20 protein-coding genes and 1 riboswitch are annotated in these 18,715 nt (G+C 69.0%); of the genes, 9 read left to right on the top strand and 11 right to left on the bottom strand.

Annotation, left to right across the window (positions count from 1 at the left end):
* Positions 1 to 12: 12 nt before the first annotated feature.
* Complete coding sequence (locus tag INE98_RS01115) at positions 13 to 183, bottom strand: hypothetical protein (RefSeq protein WP_293535927.1); 171 nt, start codon at positions 181 to 183, stop codon at positions 13 to 15.
* Between the two features lie 405 nt (positions 184 to 588).
* Here INE98_RS01115 and trmD point away from each other — a divergent pair, with 405 nt between their 5' ends.
* The 5 genes from trmD to INE98_RS01090 all read left to right on the top strand — a co-directional run bounded on the left by trmD (position 589) and on the right by INE98_RS01090 (position 3,985).
* Positions 589 to 1,311, top strand: a complete 723-nt coding sequence (gene trmD, locus INE98_RS01110) for a tRNA (guanosine(37)-N1)-methyltransferase TrmD (protein WP_293535926.1) — start codon at positions 589 to 591, stop codon at positions 1,309 to 1,311.
* 24 nt (positions 1,312 to 1,335) lie between these two features.
* Positions 1,336 to 1,749, top strand: a complete 414-nt coding sequence (gene rplS, locus INE98_RS01105) for a 50S ribosomal protein L19 (RefSeq protein WP_293535925.1) — start codon at positions 1,336 to 1,338, stop codon at positions 1,747 to 1,749.
* Positions 1,750 to 1,796: 47 nt separating this feature from the next.
* Positions 1,797 to 2,711: a dTDP-4-dehydrorhamnose reductase gene (rfbD, locus tag INE98_RS01100; RefSeq protein ID WP_293535924.1), complete on the top strand. Its 915-nt coding sequence runs from the start codon at positions 1,797 to 1,799 to the stop codon at positions 2,709 to 2,711.
* Positions 2,708 to 3,574: a glucose-1-phosphate thymidylyltransferase RfbA gene (rfbA, locus tag INE98_RS01095; protein ID WP_293535923.1), complete on the top strand. Its 867-nt coding sequence runs from the start codon at positions 2,708 to 2,710 to the stop codon at positions 3,572 to 3,574. Before rfbD ends, rfbA begins: the two co-directional genes overlap by 4 nt.
* 66 nt (positions 3,575 to 3,640) lie before the next feature.
* A complete protein-coding gene (locus INE98_RS01090; protein WP_293535922.1) occupies positions 3,641 to 3,985 on the top strand; it encodes a P-II family nitrogen regulator in 345 nt (114 codons plus the stop codon).
* A 93-nt stretch (positions 3,986 to 4,078) separates the two neighbouring features.
* Here INE98_RS01090 and dnaJ read toward each other — a convergent pair whose 3' ends face one another.
* The 3 genes from dnaJ to INE98_RS01075 form a co-directional block, all read right to left on the bottom strand.
* Positions 4,079 to 5,218: a molecular chaperone DnaJ gene (gene dnaJ, locus INE98_RS01085; RefSeq protein WP_293535921.1), complete on the bottom strand. Its 1,140-nt coding sequence runs from the start codon at positions 5,216 to 5,218 to the stop codon at positions 4,079 to 4,081.
* Between the two features lie 83 nt (positions 5,219 to 5,301).
* Positions 5,302 to 7,197: a molecular chaperone DnaK gene (gene dnaK / locus INE98_RS01080; RefSeq protein ID WP_293535920.1), complete on the bottom strand. Its 1,896-nt coding sequence runs from the start codon at positions 7,195 to 7,197 to the stop codon at positions 5,302 to 5,304.
* Between the two features lie 173 nt (positions 7,198 to 7,370).
* The gene (locus INE98_RS01075; protein WP_293535919.1) at positions 7,371 to 7,868 is read right to left on the bottom strand and encodes a hypothetical protein; all 498 of its coding nucleotides are present in this window, start codon (positions 7,866 to 7,868) and stop codon (positions 7,371 to 7,373) included.
* 134 nt (positions 7,869 to 8,002) lie between these two features.
* On the opposite strand from INE98_RS01075, the gene INE98_RS01070 reads away from it, so the two are divergent.
* Positions 8,003 to 8,899 carry a dienelactone hydrolase family protein gene (locus tag INE98_RS01070; protein ID WP_293535918.1) on the top strand — a complete coding sequence of 299 codons (897 nt, stop codon included), beginning with the start codon at positions 8,003 to 8,005 and terminating at the stop codon, positions 8,897 to 8,899.
* Here the strand turns inward: INE98_RS01070 and INE98_RS01065 are convergent.
* Entirely contained in the window at positions 8,880 to 9,803 is a 924-nt protein-coding gene (locus tag INE98_RS01065) for a LysR family transcriptional regulator (protein WP_293535917.1), read from the bottom strand. The two genes, INE98_RS01070 and INE98_RS01065, sit on opposite strands and share 20 nt — an antisense overlap.
* Before the next feature lie 96 nt (positions 9,804 to 9,899).
* Between INE98_RS01065 and INE98_RS01060 the strand changes: the two genes are divergently transcribed.
* Positions 9,900 to 10,598 carry a pirin family protein gene (locus INE98_RS01060; protein ID WP_293535916.1) on the top strand — a complete coding sequence of 233 codons (699 nt, stop codon included), beginning with the start codon at positions 9,900 to 9,902 and terminating at the stop codon, positions 10,596 to 10,598.
* A 10-nt stretch (positions 10,599 to 10,608) separates the two neighbouring features.
* Here INE98_RS01060 and INE98_RS01055 read toward each other — a convergent pair whose 3' ends face one another.
* The 4 genes from INE98_RS01055 to INE98_RS01040 all read right to left on the bottom strand — a co-directional run bounded on the left by INE98_RS01055 (position 10,609) and on the right by INE98_RS01040 (position 16,026).
* Complete coding sequence (locus INE98_RS01055) at positions 10,609 to 12,225, bottom strand: M17 family metallopeptidase (RefSeq protein WP_293535915.1); 1,617 nt, start codon at positions 12,223 to 12,225, stop codon at positions 10,609 to 10,611.
* 40 nt (positions 12,226 to 12,265) lie between these two features.
* Complete coding sequence (gene purH, locus INE98_RS01050) at positions 12,266 to 13,879, bottom strand: bifunctional phosphoribosylaminoimidazolecarboxamide formyltransferase/IMP cyclohydrolase (RefSeq protein ID WP_293535914.1); 1,614 nt, start codon at positions 13,877 to 13,879, stop codon at positions 12,266 to 12,268.
* A 22-nt stretch (positions 13,880 to 13,901) separates the two neighbouring features.
* Positions 13,902 to 13,985, bottom strand: a riboswitch (ZMP/ZTP riboswitch).
* Positions 13,986 to 14,032: 47 nt separating this feature from the next.
* Positions 14,033 to 14,692, bottom strand: coding sequence for a ribulose-phosphate 3-epimerase (rpe, locus tag INE98_RS01045; protein ID WP_293535913.1), 660 nt, complete (start codon positions 14,690 to 14,692; stop codon positions 14,033 to 14,035).
* Positions 14,689 to 16,026, bottom strand: coding sequence for an RsmB/NOP family class I SAM-dependent RNA methyltransferase (locus INE98_RS01040; protein ID WP_293535912.1), 1,338 nt, complete (start codon positions 16,024 to 16,026; stop codon positions 14,689 to 14,691). The genes rpe and INE98_RS01040 overlap by 4 nt, the downstream gene beginning before the upstream one ends.
* A 62-nt stretch (positions 16,027 to 16,088) precedes the next feature.
* On the opposite strand from INE98_RS01040, the gene INE98_RS01035 reads away from it, so the two are divergent.
* Positions 16,089 to 16,298 carry a DUF1674 domain-containing protein gene (locus INE98_RS01035; RefSeq protein WP_293535911.1) on the top strand — a complete coding sequence of 70 codons (210 nt, stop codon included), beginning with the start codon at positions 16,089 to 16,091 and terminating at the stop codon, positions 16,296 to 16,298.
* A 119-nt stretch (positions 16,299 to 16,417) separates the two neighbouring features.
* Here the strand turns inward: INE98_RS01035 and pyrF are convergent, their stop codons facing one another.
* Positions 16,418 to 17,137 (bottom strand): orotidine-5'-phosphate decarboxylase, encoded by a 720-nt coding sequence (gene pyrF / locus INE98_RS01030; protein WP_293535909.1) that lies wholly within the window; start codon positions 17,135 to 17,137, stop codon positions 16,418 to 16,420.
* Between the two features lie 51 nt (positions 17,138 to 17,188).
* Here pyrF and INE98_RS01025 point away from each other — a divergent pair, with 51 nt between their 5' ends.
* Positions 17,189 to 17,878 carry a MarC family protein gene (locus INE98_RS01025; protein ID WP_293535907.1) on the top strand — a complete coding sequence of 230 codons (690 nt, stop codon included), beginning with the start codon at positions 17,189 to 17,191 and terminating at the stop codon, positions 17,876 to 17,878.
* Between the two features lie 6 nt (positions 17,879 to 17,884).
* Here INE98_RS01025 and INE98_RS01020 read toward each other — a convergent pair whose 3' ends face one another.
* Entirely contained in the window at positions 17,885 to 18,685 is an 801-nt protein-coding gene (locus tag INE98_RS01020) for an SDR family oxidoreductase (protein ID WP_293535905.1), read from the bottom strand.
* Positions 18,686 to 18,715 lie beyond the last annotated feature (30 nt).

Below are 18,715 nucleotides of genomic sequence, written 5' to 3'. Positions count from 1 at the left end.
ACTATGCTCCGATTACTGCTTGCTCCACCGCTTGGCCGCGGCCTTCTTCGCGATCTCCGACCGCTGCTCCGGCGTCAGGGCTGCGGCGCGAACGGCCCCGCCCTTCTTGCCGCCCTCGCGGTGGTGAGCCTTGCTGTCGTCGGCGGTGTCTTCGATTTCGCCAGTGGCGATCCTGCTAACCAACACAGCCAACCCGACAGCGTCGGCGGGGCGCTTGTCTCCGCGGGGCCCTTTAGGCATCGCTAGACCTCGTACGCATCAAGATCGCCCCGGAGACCGCGCAATACCTTTGCGGCGTCAAATCTGCCTCCGGTCTCTGCCGCCTGGATTGTGCCATTGAGCAATCCAGAGATTTCACCATCGTCAAACTTTCCTGAGATGTAGAGGTGCTTCAATAAGTTTCGCGTCAGCAGGAAAGTCGCCTGCGCTACCGCTTTGGGATCAGCGAACGGATCGGCCCTGGCGGCATCATAACGCCGACCTGGCCTAGGCGGAATGCTTGTCAACGCTGGCCGATTTCAAAGTGAGGCACCACCCGGGCCGTCGCAGGGACTCGAAAAACCGCCGGTCTTCGTCCACAAGCCCCGCATGTCCCGCGCCGCTCCCTTCGAGGTCACCGTCCTGACCATGTTTCCCGAGGCCTTCCCCGGGCCGCTGGGCGTTTCGCTGATCGGGACGGCCTGGCGGGAAGCCGGCCTCTGGTCCCTGGAAACGCTGGACATCCGGGGGTTTTCCAAGGATAAGCGCGGCTTCCTCGACGACACCCCCGCAGGGGGAGGTCCGGGGCAGGTGATGCGGGCGGACGTGATCGCCTCGGCGCTCGACAGCGTCGATCGGCGGGGACGGCCGCTTCTTTACATGAGCGCCCGGGGTCGGCCCCTGACCCAGGCGCGCGTCAAGGACTGGGCCGGCGGGCCGGGACTGATCGTCCTGGCGGGTCGGTTCGAGGGGGTGGACCAGCGGGTGCTCGACGCCCGGGGGTTCGAGGAGGTCTCGGTCGGAGACGCGGTCCTCGCCGGCGGCGAGGCGGCCGCCCTTGTGACCATCGAGGCCTGCGTAAGGCTCGTGCCCGGCGTCCTCGGCCAGGCGGAGAGCCTCAGTGAAGAGAGTTTCGAGGACGGGCTCCTGGAGCATCCGCAGTTCACGCGACCGCGGACCTTCGAGGGGCTTGAAATTCCGCAGGTCCTGCTCAGCGGCCACCATGCCCAGGTGGCGGACTGGCGCCGGGCCGAGCGGGAGCGCGCTACGCGGGAACGGCGTCCGGACCTCTGGGCCGCCTGGCTCGCCAATCAACAGGCAAAGGGCGAGTAAAGCCCGGTACGAAAGGACTGACCCATGAACCTGATCCAGGAACTGGAAAAGGAAGAAGCCGACCGCCTGGCCGCCAAGCGCGCCATCCCGGCCTTCCGCCCCGGCGACACCCTCCGCGTGAACGTGCGCATCAAGGAAGGCGAGCGGGAGCGCGTCCAGGCCTATGAGGGCGTCTGCATCGCCCGCCAGGGTCAGGGCATCAACGAGAGCTTCACGGTCCGCAAGATCTCCTTCGGCGAAGGCGTCGAGCGGATCTTCCCGATCCACTCGCCCAACATCGAGAGCATCGAGGTCAAGCGCCGCGGCGTCGTGCGCCGGGCCAAGCTCTATTACCTGCGCGACCGCCGCGGGAAGTCGGCGCGGATCGCCGAGCGCCAGATGACCGCTGCAGAGCGGGCCAGCGCCTCGGCCGCGGCGGACGACGGCGCCGAGGGCTGATCGGGCGCTGCGCCCGTCCCCCGGGCCGGGCGGCCTGAATCTTCGCCATGACTGGCTCCGGCCTTCGCGCCATTCTGCTAACCGGCGGTTCCGGCCAGGTCGGCCGCGCCCTGCGTGAGGCCCCGCCACCGGGCTTCGAGGTCGTGGCCCCGTCCCGGGTCGAGCTGGATCTGGCCGACGCCGCCTCGGTGGCGCGCTGGGTCGCCGCGCGACCCTGGGCGGCCATCGTCAACGCTGGCGCCTGGACCGCGGTGGATGCAGCTGAAACCCACCCCGCAGAGGCCTGGGCGGCCAATGCGCGCGGCGCCGCCGCCCTCGCGCGAGCCAGCGCCGCGCAGGGTTCTCCCCTGGTCCACATTTCCACCGACTATGTGTTCGATGGGGGGTTGGACCGGCCCTACCGTGAGGATGACCCGGTCGGACCTGTGAGCGTCTACGGCGCCTCCAAGGCGGCGGGTGAGATCGCTGTGGCCGCACTGAACCCGCGTCACGTGATCCTGAGGACCGCCTGGGTCTTCAGCCCCTGGGGCAACAACTTCGTCCGGACGATGCTGCGCCTTGGCGCGGAGCGGGAGACCCTTTCGGTGGTGGATGATCAGGTTGGCTGCCCGACTTCGGCCCTCGACATCGCTGCTGCGGTGGGCGCCATCTGCGCCCGACTCGGCGACCCGGGTGCGCCCTCCGGCGTCTTCCACTTCGCCGGGGCGGGCGAGACCACCTGGTTCGGACTGGCCTCGCGGGTCTTTCAGGGAACGGCGGCGGCGGGCCTGAAGGTTCCGGCCCTGTCGCCCATCGCCTCTTCGGACTGGCCGACGCCTGTGCGGCGCCCGGCGAACTCGCGGCTGGACACCACGCGGTTCACCCGCACATTCGACCTTGCGCCGCGTCCCTGGACGGAAACGGCGGACGAAGTGGTCGGCCGGCTCATCGCCGCCGCCCGGGAGGAGGAGAACCGCGCATGAAGGGCATCATCCTGGCGGGTGGCGCCGGCACACGGCTTCACCCCGCCACCCTGGCGGTCAACAAGCAGCTCCTGCCGATCTACGACAAGCCGATGATCTACTACCCCCTGTCCGTCCTCATGCAGGCGCGGATCCAGGACGTGCTGATCATTTCCTCGCCGGAATACCTGGAGAACTACCAGCGCCTGTTCGGCGACGGTTCGCAGTTCGGCGTACGCATGGCCTACGCTGTCCAGCCCAGTCCTGACGGCCTCGCCCAGGCCTTCCTGATCGGCGAGGACTTCCTGGCGGGTGACCGCGCCGCCCTGATCCTCGGGGATAACATCTTCCTCGGCGCGGGCATGTCCGGCCTGCTGGACGCCGCGGCCTCCCGGGAGACCGGCGCCACCATCTTCGCCTATGAGGTCGAGAGACCCGAGGCCTATGGTGTGGTCGAGCTGGACGGCTCGGGCCGCGCTCTGAGCCTTGAGGAGAAGCCCTCCCGCCCGCGATCGCGCCAGGCGGTGACCGGCCTCTACTTCTATGACCGCGACGTCGTGGACCTTGCCCGGCGAGTCCGCCCCTCGGCCCGGGGCGAGCTGGAGATCACCGACCTCAACCGCCTCTACATGGAACGGGGCGACCTCTTCGTTCAGAAGATGGACCGCGGCTTCACCTGGCTGGACACGGGCACGCATGACAGTCTCCTCGAGGCCAGCGAACTGGTGCGCACCCTTCAGAAGCGCCAGGGCCTGCAGATCGCCTGCCTCGAAGAGATCGCCTTCCTGAACGGCTTCATTGACGCGGACCAGGTCCGCAGGGCGGGTGAGGCGCTCTCGAAGACCGCTTACGGCCAGTATCTCCTGGATCTCGCCGGGCTCTGACGCGCGTGGGCTTGGCCGGCGGCCGTGATCAGCGTTAGTCTGGCGCGAAACGCCCGGAGGCCGCCCATGAAGATGATCGTCGCCGTGATCAAGCCAAGCCGACTGGACGCGGTCCTCGAAGCGGTTACCGAGGCCGGTGCGTCGGGCCTGACCGTTACGGAGGTGCGTGGCTACGGACGTCAGCGGGGCAAGACGGAGGTCTACCGCGGGGCCGAGTACGAGGTGAAACTCCTGCCGAAGGTCAAGCTGGAGATCGCCGTGCCTGTTGATATCGCCGACGCCGTGGTCGAGGCCATCACCCGCAGCGCCAACACCGGGAAGATCGGCGACGGCAAGATTTTCATCATGGACCTCGAAAAGGCCCTGCGCATCCGCACCGGCGAGGCTGACGCTGCTGCAATCTCGGGTTAGGTCCAGCGGGCCCCTCACGCGTCGGGAGACGCCCCGGTCGCAGTGACGGATCGGCGATCGCGGGCCCTGAGGGGTTGGGGCCGAAGCGCTGGATCACCCGCCTGTGACGTCTTCCCAGAACTTGCGGGCCTTGTTCAGGAAGCCGCTGGACTCCGGGTGCTGCTGTTCCCCACAGAGGTCAGCGAACTCCTGCATCAGAACCCGTTGGCGGGCGCTCAGCCGGGTCGGGGTTTCCACGAAGAGCTCGACGACCAGATCGCCCCGCTCCCGGCTGCGCAGGGCGGGCATTCCGCGCCCTCTGATCCGCACAGTGCGGCCGGTCTGGGAGCCCTCCGGCACCTTGACCGAGAGGCGGCCATGCGACTCGTCGCCATCAAGCAGGCACGGCGCCTCGATCTCACCACCGAGGGCGGCGGTGGTCATGGGGACGGGGACAGTGCAGTGCAGGTCCAGCCCTTCGCGCTCGAAGAGATCGTGCGGCCGGACAGAGACGAAGATGTAGAGGTCGCCGCGGGGACCGCCCCTGGCGCCTGCGTCTCCCTCTCCCGCCAGCCGGATCCGGGCGCCGTCATCCACGCCGGCGGGAATCCGCACCTGGAGGGTCCGGTTCCTCCGGACCTGGCCATGGCCGCGGCAGGTGGTGCAGGGGTCGCTGATGATCCGGCCTTCCCCGTTACAGCGCGGGCAGGTGCGTTCGATGGCGAAGAAGCCCTGCGAGGCGCGAATCCGGCCGGCGCCGCCGCAGGTCGGGCAGGTCGTGGCGCTGGTTCCCGGTTTGGCGCCGCTGCCATCGCACGCCTCGCAAGTCATTGCCGTAGCGGCGGTGATCTCGACCTCTGACCCGCCATAGGCCTGTTCGAGCGTGATCTCGAGGTCATAGCGCAGGTCCTGGCCCCGGGACGGTCCGCCCCGTCGTGCACCACCGCCGAACATGTCGCCGAAGGCGGAGCCAAAGACCTCCGAGAAGATGTCGTTGATGTCGGTGAAACCGGCCCCGCCGCCGCCCTGGCCGTTGTTGACGCCGGCGTGGCCGAACTGGTCGTAGGCGGCCCGCTTCTTCGGGTCAGAGAGGACCGAGTAGGCCTCGTTGATCTCCTTGAACCGGCCCGCGGACTCCTCCGAACCGCCGTTGCGGTCAGGATGGTGCTCCATGGCCAGCTTGCGGAAGGCCGATTTGAGGGCGGCCTCGTCGCTGTCGCGGGGGACGCCTAGGATTTCATAATAGTCGCGCATGAGGCGTCAGGCGTTCCGGTGCGTCTTTCCGAAAGGATTGCGGCCCCGCCCCTGTTCGGGGCGGGGCCGGGTCCCGGTCAGGTTCAGGCCTTCTTGCCGTCGTCGGTGACTTCCTCGAACTCGGCGTCGACCACGTCGTCCGAGCCGCCGCGGGCGGCGGCGCCGTCTCCGGCCTGCTGGGCGGCGTACATCGCCTCCCCGAGCTTCATGGAAGCCTGGGCCAGGGCCTGGGTCCTGGTGGTGATGAGTTCGGCGTCACCGCCATCCAGGACGCTCTTCAGGTCCTCGATCGCGCTGGTTATGGCCGCCTTTTCAGTCTCACCCACCTTGTCGCCATGTTCGCCCAGGGCCTTTTCGGTGGAGTGGATCAGGGCTTCGGCCTGGTTGCGGGCTTCGACCACCGCCTTGCGCTTTTCGTCCTCGGCCTTGTTGGCCTCGGCCTCGCGGACCATGGCCTCGATATCCGCGTCCGAAAGGCCGCCATTGGCCTGGATCCGGATCGACTGCTCCTTGCTGGTCGCCTTGTCCCGGGCCGAGACGTTGACGATGCCATTGGCGTCGATATCGAAGGTCACCTCCACCTGGGGCACGCCGCGCGGCGCGGGCGGGATGCCGACGAGGTCGAACTGGCCCAGCATCTTGTTGTCCGCCGCCATGGGACGCTCACCCTGGAAGACCCGGATCGTCACCGCCGACTGGTTGTCATCGGCCGTGGAGAAGGTCTGCGAGCGCTTGGTCGGGATGGTCGTGTTGCGCTCGATCAGCGGGGTGAAGACGCCGCCCAGGGTCTCTATGCCCAGGGTCAGCGGCGTGACGTCCAGCAGCAGCACGTCCTTGACGTCGCCCTGCAAGACGCCGGCCTGGATGGCGGCTCCAAGGGCCACCACCTCGTCGGGGTTGACGCCGGTATGCGGCTCGCGGCCGAAGAAGGCCTTCACCGTCTCGACCACCTTGGGCATGCGGGTCATGCCGCCGACCAGGATGACTTCGTCGATCTCGGACTTCTTCAACCCGGCGTCCTTCAGGGCCTGCTCGCAGGGGCCCAGGGTCTTGGACACCAGGTCATCGACGAGGGACTCCAGCTTGGCCCGCGTGAGCTTGATGTTCAGGTGCAGGGGCCCGGAGGCGTTCATCGAGATGAAGGGCAGGTTCACCTCGTACTGGGCGGTGAAGGACAGTTCCTTCTTCGCCTTCTCGCCTTCTTCCTTCAGCCGCTGCAGGGCCAGCTTGTCGTTCCGCAGGTCGACGCCGGTTTCCTTCCTGAAATCCTCCGCCAGGAAGTCGACCACGCGGAGGTCGAAGTCCTCGCCGCCCAGGAAGGTGTCGCCGTTGGTCGCCTTCACCTCGAAGACGCCGTCGCCGATCTCCAGGACCGAGACGTCGAAGGTGCCGCCGCCGAGGTCGTAGACCACGATCTTCTTGCCGTCGTTCTTCTCGAGGCCGTAGGCGAGCGCCGCCGCGGTGGGCTCGTTGATGATCCGCAGGACCTCCAGGCCGGCGATCTTGCCGGCGTCCTTGGTGGCCTGGCGCTGGGCGTCGTTGAAGTAGGCCGGGACGGTGATCACCGCCTTGTCGACCTTCTCGCCAAGGTGCTGCTCGGCGGCTTCCTTCATCTTCTGGAGGATGAAGGCCGAGACCTGCTGCGGGGAATAGTCCTTGTCCTGGGCCTTGACCCAGGCGTCGCCGGTGGGGCCGCGGACGATGTCATAGGGCACCATGCCCTTGTCCTTCTCCACCAGCGGATCGTTGTAGTTCCGTCCGATCAGACGCTTGATGGCGAAGAGGGTGTTGGCGGGATTGGTCACCGCCTGGCGCTTGGCCGGCTGGCCGACGAGGCGCTCGCCGTCCTCGAGGAAGGCCACCACCGAAGGCGTGGTTCGGACGCCCTCCGCGTTCTCGATCACCTTCGGCGTCTTGCCGTCCATGATCGCGACACAGGAATTGGTGGTCCCGAGGTCGATGCCGATGATCTTGCTCATGATGAGTCTCAAACGCTCCTATTTGGCGGACCGCGCCTGAGGAGCCTCGTCGCCAAGCACCCCTCCTTCCTGCGGCCCCCTTGAACAGTTCAGGGTCGCCGGCGGGTCCTTCTGGAACCACGCCGTCGCCCTGCGATATGGTGCGGAAGCGGCATTGCGCAAGGGGAAAGTCCCTAGGCGGCAAGGGGGCTTAGGGCCCCGGCGAAGGGTGTGCTCGCCAGGACGGCGGCGTAGCGTTCCCCCGGGAAGGGCGCCGGCTGGGATCGGGCGGCGAGGAAGGCGTGCTGCAGGATCATCGCCTGCTGCTCGATATTGAAGCTTCCGAAGTCGCTGTCGCAGCCCAGGGCGTAATCGTAGGCTCCGGGCCCGTCGCCGGCCCTGAGTTTGGCGAGGATCAGGTTGACCCCGATCTGGGCCTGCCAGGCGTGGGTCAGCTCGTGGATCAGTTCTGACTGTGCCGACGGGCAGGCAGTGCTGAAGTCTCCTGGGGCGAGTTGCGCCGGCCAGACGATGAGAGAGCCGCCTGCAGCGAAGGCTCTCCGCCAGAAAGGGATCGCGAGAATCCGCACCCGCGAAGCGTTGAGGGCGGCTCCGAACACGCTCGCCGCGAGGTCGACCTCCGCCGGGGTCAGACAGCGCACGGTCCAGGGCGTCATGGATGTCGGTTTCATCGCGTTCCGAGAATGCCGCCGGTGGCGGAGGATAGGAAGACCCGCCTGGCTTCTGTCGCCGGGGGCTTTGACAGAGGCTTTCCGGATCGCCAAATGACCTCCGTCGGCGTTAGCCGGCGAGGGAGACGCGCATCATGAAGACCCTGACCCGACCGGAGGGAACCCGGTCCGAGGATCTGGAAATGACCCGGCGGCGGCTGGCGCTGGCGGCCTTTGGGGGCTACGCGCTCTATGCCTTCTCCGCCGAGGCGCAGACCATCACGACAGACGCCGCCGGCCTTGTGGTCGGTGAGGTGGAGGTCGACGTCGGCGACCGGATGGCGCCGGCCTATCTCGCCCGGCCCGATGCGCGCGGGCGGTTCGCGGCGGTGGTGGTGATCTCAGAGGTGTTCGGCCTTCACGAATACATCCGGGATGTCTGCCGGAGATTGGCCCGTGCAGGCTATGTCGCCATTGCGCCGGATCTGTTCGTCCGCTCTGGCGATCCATCGAAGACCAACGATTTCAACCAGATCCGCCGGATCGTCAGCGCTGCGACCGACAAGCAGATCTTCAACGACCTCGCAGGGACCGTTCGCTTCCTGAGGGCTCAGCCTTACGTCGAGAGGTCCAGGCTCGCGATCACCGGGTTCTGCTGGGGTGGGGCGATCGTCTGGCTGGCCTGCCAGCGCATGCCCGATTTCCGCGCGGGGGCCGCCTGGTACGGTCGCCTGACAGCGCCCAAGCCGGGTGAATTCCTGGGCGAACCCAACCGGCCCTGGCCGCTTCAGGGCGTTGAGCAGCTGCGGGCGCCAGTCATTGGGTTCTATGCCGGCAAGGATCAGGGGATTCGGCTCACGGATGTCGAGGCGATGCGAAGCGCCCTTGCCGCCGCCCGTAAGACAGGAAGCCAGATCATCGTCTATCCGGATAGCCAGCATGGCTTTCACGCGGACTACCGGACCAGCTACGACCCTGCGGCCGCCCAGGACGCCTGGGCCCGGATGCTGGCTCACTTCAGCGCCAATGGCGTCAGGCCCCGACCGTTCTAGGCTGGAGCGGCCGACCAAGCCTGCGCGTCAGGAACTGGATCAGGGCCATGACCCTGGCCGGTCGCGGGCCTCCGCCGGGCGTGACGATGTGCATGCCGATCTCCGGCGCGCTCCAGTCCGTCATCACCGATTCAAGCCGGCCTGCCGCAATGTCTTCGTCCACGACGAAGTCCGGCAGGACCGCCAGTCCCAGGCCCGCCAGCAGCGAAGCCCTGAGTGCGTCGGCGTTGTTGGCCGTCAGCGGACCTCTTGGCCGTTGGACCCTTTCTTCGCCACCGGGACCAGTGAAGCGCCAGATCTGGCCCTCTCCGCGGTGCGCGTAGCCGAGACAGTCGTGCGCTTCGAGGTCCTCAGGCCTTTCCGGACGACCACGTAGTCCGAGATAGGCGGGTGATCCCACCAGGCGCAGCTGGACGGGTCTCAGCTTCCGGGCGGTCAGGCGAGAGTCGGGCAGGACGGCGATCCGGAGGGCGCAGTCGAAGCCCTCTCCGACCAGGTCCACCACTTCGTCCGAGAGCTGGAGGTCAATAGAAATCCCGGGATGCGCGGACAGGAAATCGGGAAGGAGATGCGCGAGATGGTCCAGTCCGTAGGACATCGGGGCGGACATTCTAATCCGGCCCCAAGGGCGGACGGCCTGGTCCAGGGCCCCCGCCTCCGCCGCCTCGGCCGTAGCGAGCATGGAGGCCGCCGCCTCCGCCAGGGACCTTCCCGCGTCGGTCAGGGAGAACCTGCGGGGCGTCCGGTGGATCAGCTGCGTCCCCAGTCGCGCCTCCAGCCGGCTCACTGCCTTGGAAGCGGTGGCCTTGGAAACGCCCAGGCTGGCGGCCGCGGCGGTGAATGACCTCAGCTCCGCCACCCGGGAGAACACCGCCAGTCCCTCAAGGTCTGGAAGTTTACTCATGGAAACGTTGATTTTCCAAAGTTTCGATTTCTTCGCCTCTGCTAGCGACTATCTCTGCGTCTGCAAAGACCAAGCCTCAGACTTCGGAGTGCGGCGATGATTGAACTGAGACCCTTTGGCGCCCTCGGCGGCGCCGATCACGGCTGGCTGCAAGCCCGCCACCACTTCTCCTTCTCCGGATACCAGGATCCCGCCCGAATGAACTGGGGCGCCCTGCGCGTCTGGAACGATGACGCCATCCAGCCGAACAGCGGCTTTGCGCCTCATCCGCACCAGGACATGGAGATCATCACCTATGTCCTGGAGGGCGCCATCAGCCACCAGGACAGCCTGGGCAACAGCGGGCGCACCGAGGCTGGCGACGTACAGGTCATGAGCGCAGGGTCCGGGATCCGCCACTCGGAGTTCAATCGCGAGCCCGGTGTCACACGGCTCTTCCAGATCTGGATCCTGCCGTCCATGTCTGGCGGAGCGCCCTACTGGGGCGCCCGACCCTTTCCGAAGGGCGAGCGCGCCGGCCGGTTCATCGCCCTGGCCTCGGGCTTCCCCGAGGACGCCGAGGCCCTTCCGATCCGCACCCCGGGGCGCGTCCTGGGCGCCACCCTGAAGGCCGGCGAGAGCCTGGACTATGCGCTTGCAGATGACCGGCGAGCCTACCTCGTGCCCGCCCGGGGCGCTGTGGAGGTCAACGGAGTTCGTGTCGGGACCCGGGACGGCGCCGCGATCGCCGCGGAGCCGCGGCTGCGTATCGCCGCCCTCGAGGACGCCGAGGTCGTCATGGTCGATACGGTCTGAGGCGAGCGCGCTATCGTCCCCAGTCCCGGGCGAACCGGTCGAGGAGCCGCACTCCGAAAGCCGCCGAACCGGCCGGCTTGACCGCGTTCGCGCTCCCGTAGGCCACGCCTGCGATGTCGATGTGCGCCCAGGGGACATCCCGGCTGACGAACTCGCCGATGAACCAGGCGCCAGTCCCCGCGCCGGCCCCGCCTTCGGCGCTGTTCTTGATGTCGGCGATCGTCGAGGCGGTGTCGGCGGCGTAGCTGGGATGCAGGGGCAGCTTCCAGAGCCGTTCCCCGGTCTGCTCCCCGGCGGTCATCAGCCGGTCCATCAGGGCGTCCCCGCGGCCGAAGAGACCACCGTAGTCGTCTCCCAGGGCGGTCCGGATGGCTCCCGTGAGCGTCGCCAGGTCGACAACGGCCGCCGGCTTCAGGTTGCGCTCGGACCAGACGAGGGCGTCGGCGAGGACAAGCCTTCCCTCCGCGTCGGTGGAGATGATCTCGATCGTCTTGCCGTTCATGGCGGTGAGGACATCGCCGGGGCGGATGGCGGCGCCATCGGGCATGTTCTCGGCGAGGGCGGCGACCGCCGCCACATTCACCGGCGCGCCGGACTTGGCGAGGGCGAGAACGGCCCCCATGACCGAAGCGGCGCCGGACATGTCCATCTTCATGTTGATCATGCCGGAGGACGGCTTGAGGGACAGGCCGCCGCTGTCGAAGGTGATGCCCTTGCCGGCGAAGACCAGAGGTCGGTCCGCAGAGACGCCCGCACCCCGGTAGCGGACGACCAGCAGGCGCGGCGGCCGGACCGAGCCCATGCCCACCCCGGAAAGGGCTCCCATGCCAAGCCGACGGATCGCCGTCTCGTCAAGCACTTCCAGACTGACCCCCGGAACCCCTGCGAAGGCCGCTCGGGTGCTTTCCACAAAGGCCTGAGGATACATCAGGTTGGCTGGCAGGTTGGAGACGTCCCGGGCCCATTGGATCGCTTCCACCAGGGCGAGGCCTCGGGTCCGGTAAATCGCGCCGGCTTCCTTCGCCCCTGACCCCATGAAGACAACAGGCCCGGGATCCGCTGGATTGCGGCCGCCCTTGAGGAGGTCCGACCGGTACTCCCCGATGCCGAACCCGATCGCGACCTCCGCCAGTCCTGCGCCGGTGAGGGGACCCGCCGCTACGGTGACCGGCCCCTTCACTCCGGACAGGGACCTTCCAAGGGCCTGGCCCGCCGAGTTCAGGTTCACCTCCTGAGCCGCATCTCCCAAGCCGAGGACAATCACCTGGTCCAGGCCGCCGAGCGCCCGCAAGGACAGCATCTCCCCGCTTCCGAAGCCGAACTTCTCGGCCTCGACGGACTTCTTGAGCGCCGCCGCCGCCTCGGGCGAAAGAAGAAGGGCCGCCCGCTCTGACGCGGCGACGGCGGAATTCGCCGCGATCACCAGCACGCCCGAGGTCACCGCCTGGCTTTCGAGGAAGCTGGCCGTCCGCCGTTGGGTCGCCGTAGCCCAGGCTGGCGCACTCTCAGGCCTGACCCTCTCGGCCGGAGCGGGCCGTGTTGTGGTCTCCAGCTCGGCGGCTTGCGTGTCGTTGGAGCCCAGGACCGAGACCAGCGCCACAAGGGCGGCGAGTCTATGCAGCATCATCACAATCACCTTTCAGGGCGCGTCCCGCGCAGTCCCGCTACTAGTGTCTGAAAACCCGCACGCCCGTAAAGGCCATCGTCACGCCGGCGGCGTCGGCGGCGGCGATGACTTCCTCGTCGCGGATCGAGCCGCCCGGCTGGATCACCGCCGTGGCGCCCGCCTCCGCCGCCTGGATCAGGCCGTCGGCGAAGGGGAAGAAGGCCTCCGAGGCGCAGGCCGAACCCCTGGCGAGGCTCTCGGGCAGTCCCGCCTGCTCGGCCGCTTCGCCGGCGCGAAGTGCGGCGATGCGTGCGGAGTCGCGCCGGTTCATCTGGCCTGCGCCGATGCCGGCGGTCTGGCCGTCCCGGGCGAAGACGATGGCGTTGGACTTGACGTGCTTGGCCACGGTGAAGGCGAACAGCATGTCCTCCACCTCCTGGGGGGTGGGCTGCCGCTTGGTGACGATCTTCAGGTCCGCCGCCGTCAGGCGCGAGGCGTCGCGGCTCTGCACGAGGAACCCTCCGGCCACCTGCTTGAAGACCTCCCCCGGGGCCAGCGGGTCGGGCATTCCGCCGGTCAGCAGCAGGCGCAGGTCCTTCTTCTTCGCGAAAAGGGCGATGGCGTCCTCGTCGGCCTCGGGGGCGACAACCACCTCGGTGAAAATCTTGATGATCTCCTTCGCCGCCGCCGCGTCCAGCCTGCGGTTGACCGCCACGATGCCGCCGAAGGCCGAGACCGGGTCGCACTGCAGGGCCCGACCGTAGGCGGTCTTCAGGTCCGCTCCCAGGGCCACGCCACAGGGGTTGGCGTGCTTGATGATGGCCACGGCGGCGGATTTCGTCGGGTCGAACTCGGCGACCAGCTCGATGGCCGCGTCCGTGTCGGCGATGTTGTTGTAGCTCAGCGCCTTGCCCTGCATCTGCCGGGCGGTCGCCACGCCGGTGCGCGGGGACTCCTCGACATAGAAGGCCGCCGCCTGGTGCGGGTTCTCGCCATAGCGCATGGTCTGGGCCAGCTTGCCGGAGAAGGTCCGGCGCCTCGGCGCCGTCTCGCCCAGCGCGCGGGCGAACCAGGTGGAGATGGCCGAATCGTAGGCCGCAGTGCGGGCGTAGGCCCGGGCCGCCAGGGCCTTGCGAAGGACCAGGGAGGTCGTCCCCTCCGCCGCCAGCTCGGCCAGCACCTCCCGGAGGTCCTCCAGCTCGGTGCAGACGGCCACATAGCCGTGGTTCTTGGCCGCCGAGCGGATCATGGCCGGGCCGCCGATGTCGATGTTCTCGATGGCGCTGGCGAAGTCGCCCCCGGCCGCCACGGTCTTCTCGAAGGGGTAGAGGTTCACGTAGACGAGGTCGATGCCGCCGATGCCGTGCTCGGCCATGGCCGCAGCGTGGGCCGGGGCGTCGCGCACCCCCAGCAAGCCCCCGTGCACCACCGGGTGCAGGGTCTTGACCCGGCCGTCCATCATCTCGGGAAAGCCGGTCAGGTCCGAGACGTCCTTCACCGCAAGTCCCGCGGCGGCGATGGCCGTCCGGGTGCCGCCGGTCGAGACCAGCTCGACGCCCATTTCCGCGAGGGTGCGGGCGGCCTCGACCAGGCCGGTCTTGTCAGAGACCGAGATCAGGGCGCGGCGGACGGGAAGGCGGTCGGGCGCGGGCGGGAAGTCGGGGGCTGCGGGCATGGCGCGCTCCGTTGGAGGTCAGGAGGTCGGCCCAGGCGAGCGGCGCAATGGCGTCCGTGCGCTTCCCGGTGGTGGCCCACCTGTATCGCCAGTCACGCAGGACGCGGGTCTTCTAGCGCTTTAGGCGATTCCCGGAAACCGTCGGCGGGACGGTCAGCCCCTCAGGGCCGAGATGTTGGCGGCATAGGCCTCAGGCCCGCCGCGGAAGACGGCCGTCCCGGCCACCAGGGCGGTGGCTCCGGCGTCTACGCAGAGGCGCGCGGTCTCCGGGGTCACCCCGCCATCCACCTCCAGCACGATGTCCCTGCCGCTGGCGTCGATCATCCGGCGCAGGGCCTCGATCTTGGCCAGCTGGGAATGCATGAAGGTCTGCCCGCCGAAGCCGGGATTGATCGACATGACGAGGATCAGGTCCACCTCGTCCATCATCCATTCGATCACCGAGGGCGAGGTGGAGGGGTTGAAGACCACCCCGGCCCGTGCGCCCAGCTGGCGGATGCGCTTCAGGGTCCGGTTCAGGTGCGGGCCGCTCTCGGGATGCACCGAGACGATGTCCGCCCCGGCCTCGACGAAGGCCTCCAGGTAGGGATCCACCGGCGCGATCATCAGGTGGACGTCCATGGGGACGGTGGCGTGCGGCTTCAGCGCCTTCACGATGTCGGGCCCCAGGGTGATGTTCGGCACGAAGTGGCCGTCCATGACGTCGATGTGCAGCCAGTCGGCGCCGGCGGCCTGGACGGCGCGGACCTCCTCGCCCAGCCGGGCGAAGTCGGCGGCGAGGATCGAGGGGGCGATGATCGGGCGCGGACTCATGATGCGGACTTAGCGGCCTCCGCCGCCTGCGCCAAGTCCCGGCGGGCGCGGCGGTTGGGCCGGCGGGCGAAGCGGGCGACGAAGAAGCCGTCCGTCCCGCCGGTGCGGTGGATCGGCAGGATGCGGAGGGTCCCGTCCGCCCGGCGGCTCTCCGGCGGCGCCCCGCCCTCGCCGGGGGCGATGGGGTCGAGGGCGAAGTCGGCGTGCCGCTTCAGGAAGGCGGCGACCTGGCCCTCGCCCTCCTCGGGCTCCAGGGAGCAGACGCAATAGACCAGTCGCCCCCCGGGGCTCACCCGCCGGGCGGCGGCGTCCAGCAGGCGTGACTGGGCGGCGACAAGGACCGCGATATCCCCGGGCTTCACCGCCCAGAGCACGTCCGGATTGCGCCGGAAGGTGCCCGTGGCGCTGCAGGGGGCGTCGAGCAGGACGGCGTCGAAGGTTCGCCCGTCGTCCCATGTCATGGCGTCTGCGGCGATCACCTCGGCGGAAAGGCTGGTCCGCTCCAGGTTCTCGCTCAGGCGGCGCAGGCGGGCGGCGGAGCGGTCGATGGCGGTGACCTTGGCGCCGGCGGCTGCAAGTTGAAGGGTCTTTCCCCCGGGCGCGGCGCACATATCCAGGGCCGACAGGCCAGGCCTTGGCCGCAGGAGGCGGGCTGGCACGGCGGCGCTGGCGTCCTGCACCCACCAGCGGCCCTCGGCGAAGCCCTCCCAGGCGGACACCTCGCCCCGCCGGGCCGTGCGCCAGGTGTCGGCCGCCAGGTGGGACAGGCCAAGCGCCCCGGCCAGCGGGTCGGGATCGTCACGGAGGGTCAGGTCGGTCTCTGGCTCGGTGGCGATCGCCGAAGCGACGCCCAGGGCGGCCGTGCGGCCGAAGGCGGCGCTCCAGCGGGCCAGCAACCAGTCGGGCGCCAGGGCCTCCGGGTCATCGAGGTCGGGAGGCTCGCGCAGCAGGCCGCGCAGGACGGCGTTGACCAGGCCCTTGAAGCGCCGGGCCGCCGGCAGGGAGTCCGCCAGATCGACGCTGGCGCTGACTGCGGCGTGCGGAGGGGCGCCCAGGGCCAGGGCCTGGGCTGCGCCAAGCCTCAGAATGTTGCGTACGACCTCCGGGGGCTGACGGGGAATTCGCGCATCCAGCGCCCGGTCGATGGGACCTAGCCGGCGCAGGACTGTCAGCACCAGCATCCGCGCGAAAGCCCGGTCCCGGGGCTCGAGTCCGGCCAGTCCCGGCGCCGCCTGGTCGTCCTCCAGGCCCGCCCGGCGGGAAAGGGCGGCGGTGAGAAGGTCCAGGGCGGCGCGGCGGGCCGGGAGGCCTGTGGGGGATCGGGGTTCGGTCACGCGGCCCCCGTGCCCGGTTCCGGGCCCAAGAGCAACTGGCGTTTGACGGCGCGGACGCCTAGATGAGGTCCATGGAAGACGAGCTCCCGCCCAACGCCGCCCCCGGCAAGGTCCTGCCCCCCGCCGCCCGCCGCGCCCTTGAGGAGGCCGCTGTACGCAAGGCTGCCGAGGCCGCCGAGGCCGAGCGCCTCGCCGAGCAGGGCGGCCCCGCCGGCCTCGAACCCACCCGCTTCGGCGACTGGGAGCGCAAGGGAATCGCAGTCGACTTCTAGCCGCGCCGACGCACCTCGCGGGAAAGACCAACAGCCTTCAATTGCTCCCCTGCGGGGGAGCCCCCCGGCGGAGCCGGGTGAGGGGGCGCTGCGGCGGCTCGGCACAGACCCCGATAGGGTCAGGCGGCGCCGGACGGGGCGGGGACCGACGCCATCTCGGCGATGACCTTCAGGGCCGCCTCCTCGGGGTCGTTCGCCGCCGAGATCGGGCGGCCGCACACCAGGTGGGAGGCGCCGGCGCGCAGGGCCTCGGCAGGGGTCGCGGCGCGGACCTGGTCGTTTTTCGCGGCCCAGTCCGGGCGGACGCCGGGTGTGACCACCAGGAAGTCCTTCCCCCCGATGCTGCGGGCCAGCTCGGCCTCCTGCGGGCTGGCCACCACGCCGGCGCAGCCCGCCGCCAGGGCCTGGTGAATGCGACGCTCGACAAGGCTTCGCGCCCCGGAGGCATAGCCGATGTCCTTAAGGTCCTCGTCCGAGAGGCTGGTCAGGACGGTGACGGCGAGCACCTTCAGGCTGGATCGCCCGACGCCGCGCACCGCCGCCGCCATCACCTGCGGCTCAGCATGCACCGTCAGGAGGTCGCAGCCGGAATCCGACAGGGCCGCCGCCGCCCGCTCCACCGTCGCGCCGATATCGTGTAGTTTCCAGTCGAGAAAGATCTGCTTTCCCTGGTCCTTCAGCTCCTGCGCCAGCGCCATGCCGCCCCTGGCGAACAGCTCCAGCCCGACCTTGTAGAAACATACCCGGTCGCCGAGGGCCGCAACGAGGGCCCGGGCCTCCTCAGGTCCGGGCTGGTCGAGGGGTACGATCAGGCGCGGATCGGCGACGAGAGAGGTCATCCTGCGGTCTCCGGTGTCGGCTTCGGGAGCGAAGTGGGTTAAGCAAATCCCATGATCCCCGAGATTTTCGCCGTCAACTTCTTCATCGCCCTGTTCGCCCTGATCGATCCGGTGGGCAACGTACCCCTGTTCGCCGCCGCGACCCGCGGGGTCAAGAACAGTACGGCGAGGCTAATCGCCGTCTTTGTCGCACTCTTTGTCCTCGGTTTCCTGATCTTCTTCTTCTTTACGGGCCTCAGCCTCCTGGCGTTCTTCGGGATCTCCCTTCCCGCCTTCCGGATCGCCGGAGGCATCCTGCTCCTCCTCCTCGGGCTGGACATGACCCGGAACGATTTCTCGGAGTCCATCGCCGCGGGCGAGGACGAGGCCGGTGAGGGCGGGCGCGCGGCGCAGGCGCGGCGCCGTTTCGAGTCCATGATCGTGCCGTTCGCCATGCCGCTCCTGATCGGCCCCGGCGCCATCTCCACCGTGATCATCTACGCCAGTGAAGCGCGCGACTATGGCCTCGCAGGCACCCTCACGGGCGTCGGGGTGATCGCCCTCGTCGCCCTCCTCACCATGCTGTCCTTCTGGGCGTCGCCGCTCATCTCGCGGCTGCTCGGCCGGATCGGTCTTTCGATCGTGGTCCGGGTTCTGGGCCTGATCCTGTGCGCCATGGCGGTGCAGTTCATTCTGTCCGGGATCGCCGACTCCACCAGCGGGCTGATCCTGGAGGAGGCCTCCAAGCCCTATCAGTCCTGATCGGGCTCAGGGTCGCCTGAAGCGCGCGCTCTGGGAGTCCATCAGCGCCAGGGCCCATTGCTCCGGGATCAGGCGGCCCAGGGCGGCGATCATCTTGTTCGGTGCGCCCGGAACGCAGACGGGGCGGTTGGCCTCCAGGGCCTCGACCCCGGCCTCGGAGACCTCGTCGGCGCCCATCCAGAGCCAGTCCGGCGTGCTTCGCCGGGTGAGATCCCGGGTGCCGTTCACGTCGTGGAACTCCGACCATGTGAATCCCGGGCAAAGCGCGCTGACGTGGACTCCCAGCCCACGGGTCTCCAGGTGCAGGCTCTGGGAGAAGCGCACCAGGTAAGCCTTTGTCGCCGCATAGAGAGTGTGGCCCCGGGCGCCCGGCAGAAGCCCCGCCAGGGAGGCCACGTTCAGGATCCGGCCGAACCGCCTTTCAGCCATTCCGGGCAGGACCCGGTGGGTGAGCTCAGTCGGGGCGTGCAGCAGGACCTGCAGAAAGTCGCTCTGCTCCTGCCAGCCGGTCTCGGCGTAGACCCCGGGCAGGCCATAGCCCGCATTGTTGACGAGGGCGTCGACGTCCCGGCCGGCCGCCTCCACGGCGGCGAGGAGCCGCGCCGGCGCGGCCGGATCCGAGAGATCCTCCGGAAGGACCAGGGCCTCCACCCCGAAACGCAGCCGCGCCTCCTCCGCCAGGGCTTCAAGCCTCTCACTCCGCCGGGCGGTGAGGGCCAGATCATAACCCCGGGCGGCGAGCGTCCGGGCGAGGGCCGCGCCGATCCCTGCGGAGGCGCCGGTCACCAGGGCGAGCTTTCGGTCCATGACGTCTCCTCTGTTCAATGCGGCAAGGGT

Source organism: Phenylobacterium sp., assembly GCF_020253645.1.
In the GTDB taxonomy this organism is placed as follows: Bacteria; Pseudomonadota; Alphaproteobacteria; order Caulobacterales; family Caulobacteraceae; genus Phenylobacterium.
This window is presented reverse-complemented; position numbering and strand designations above follow the sequence as displayed.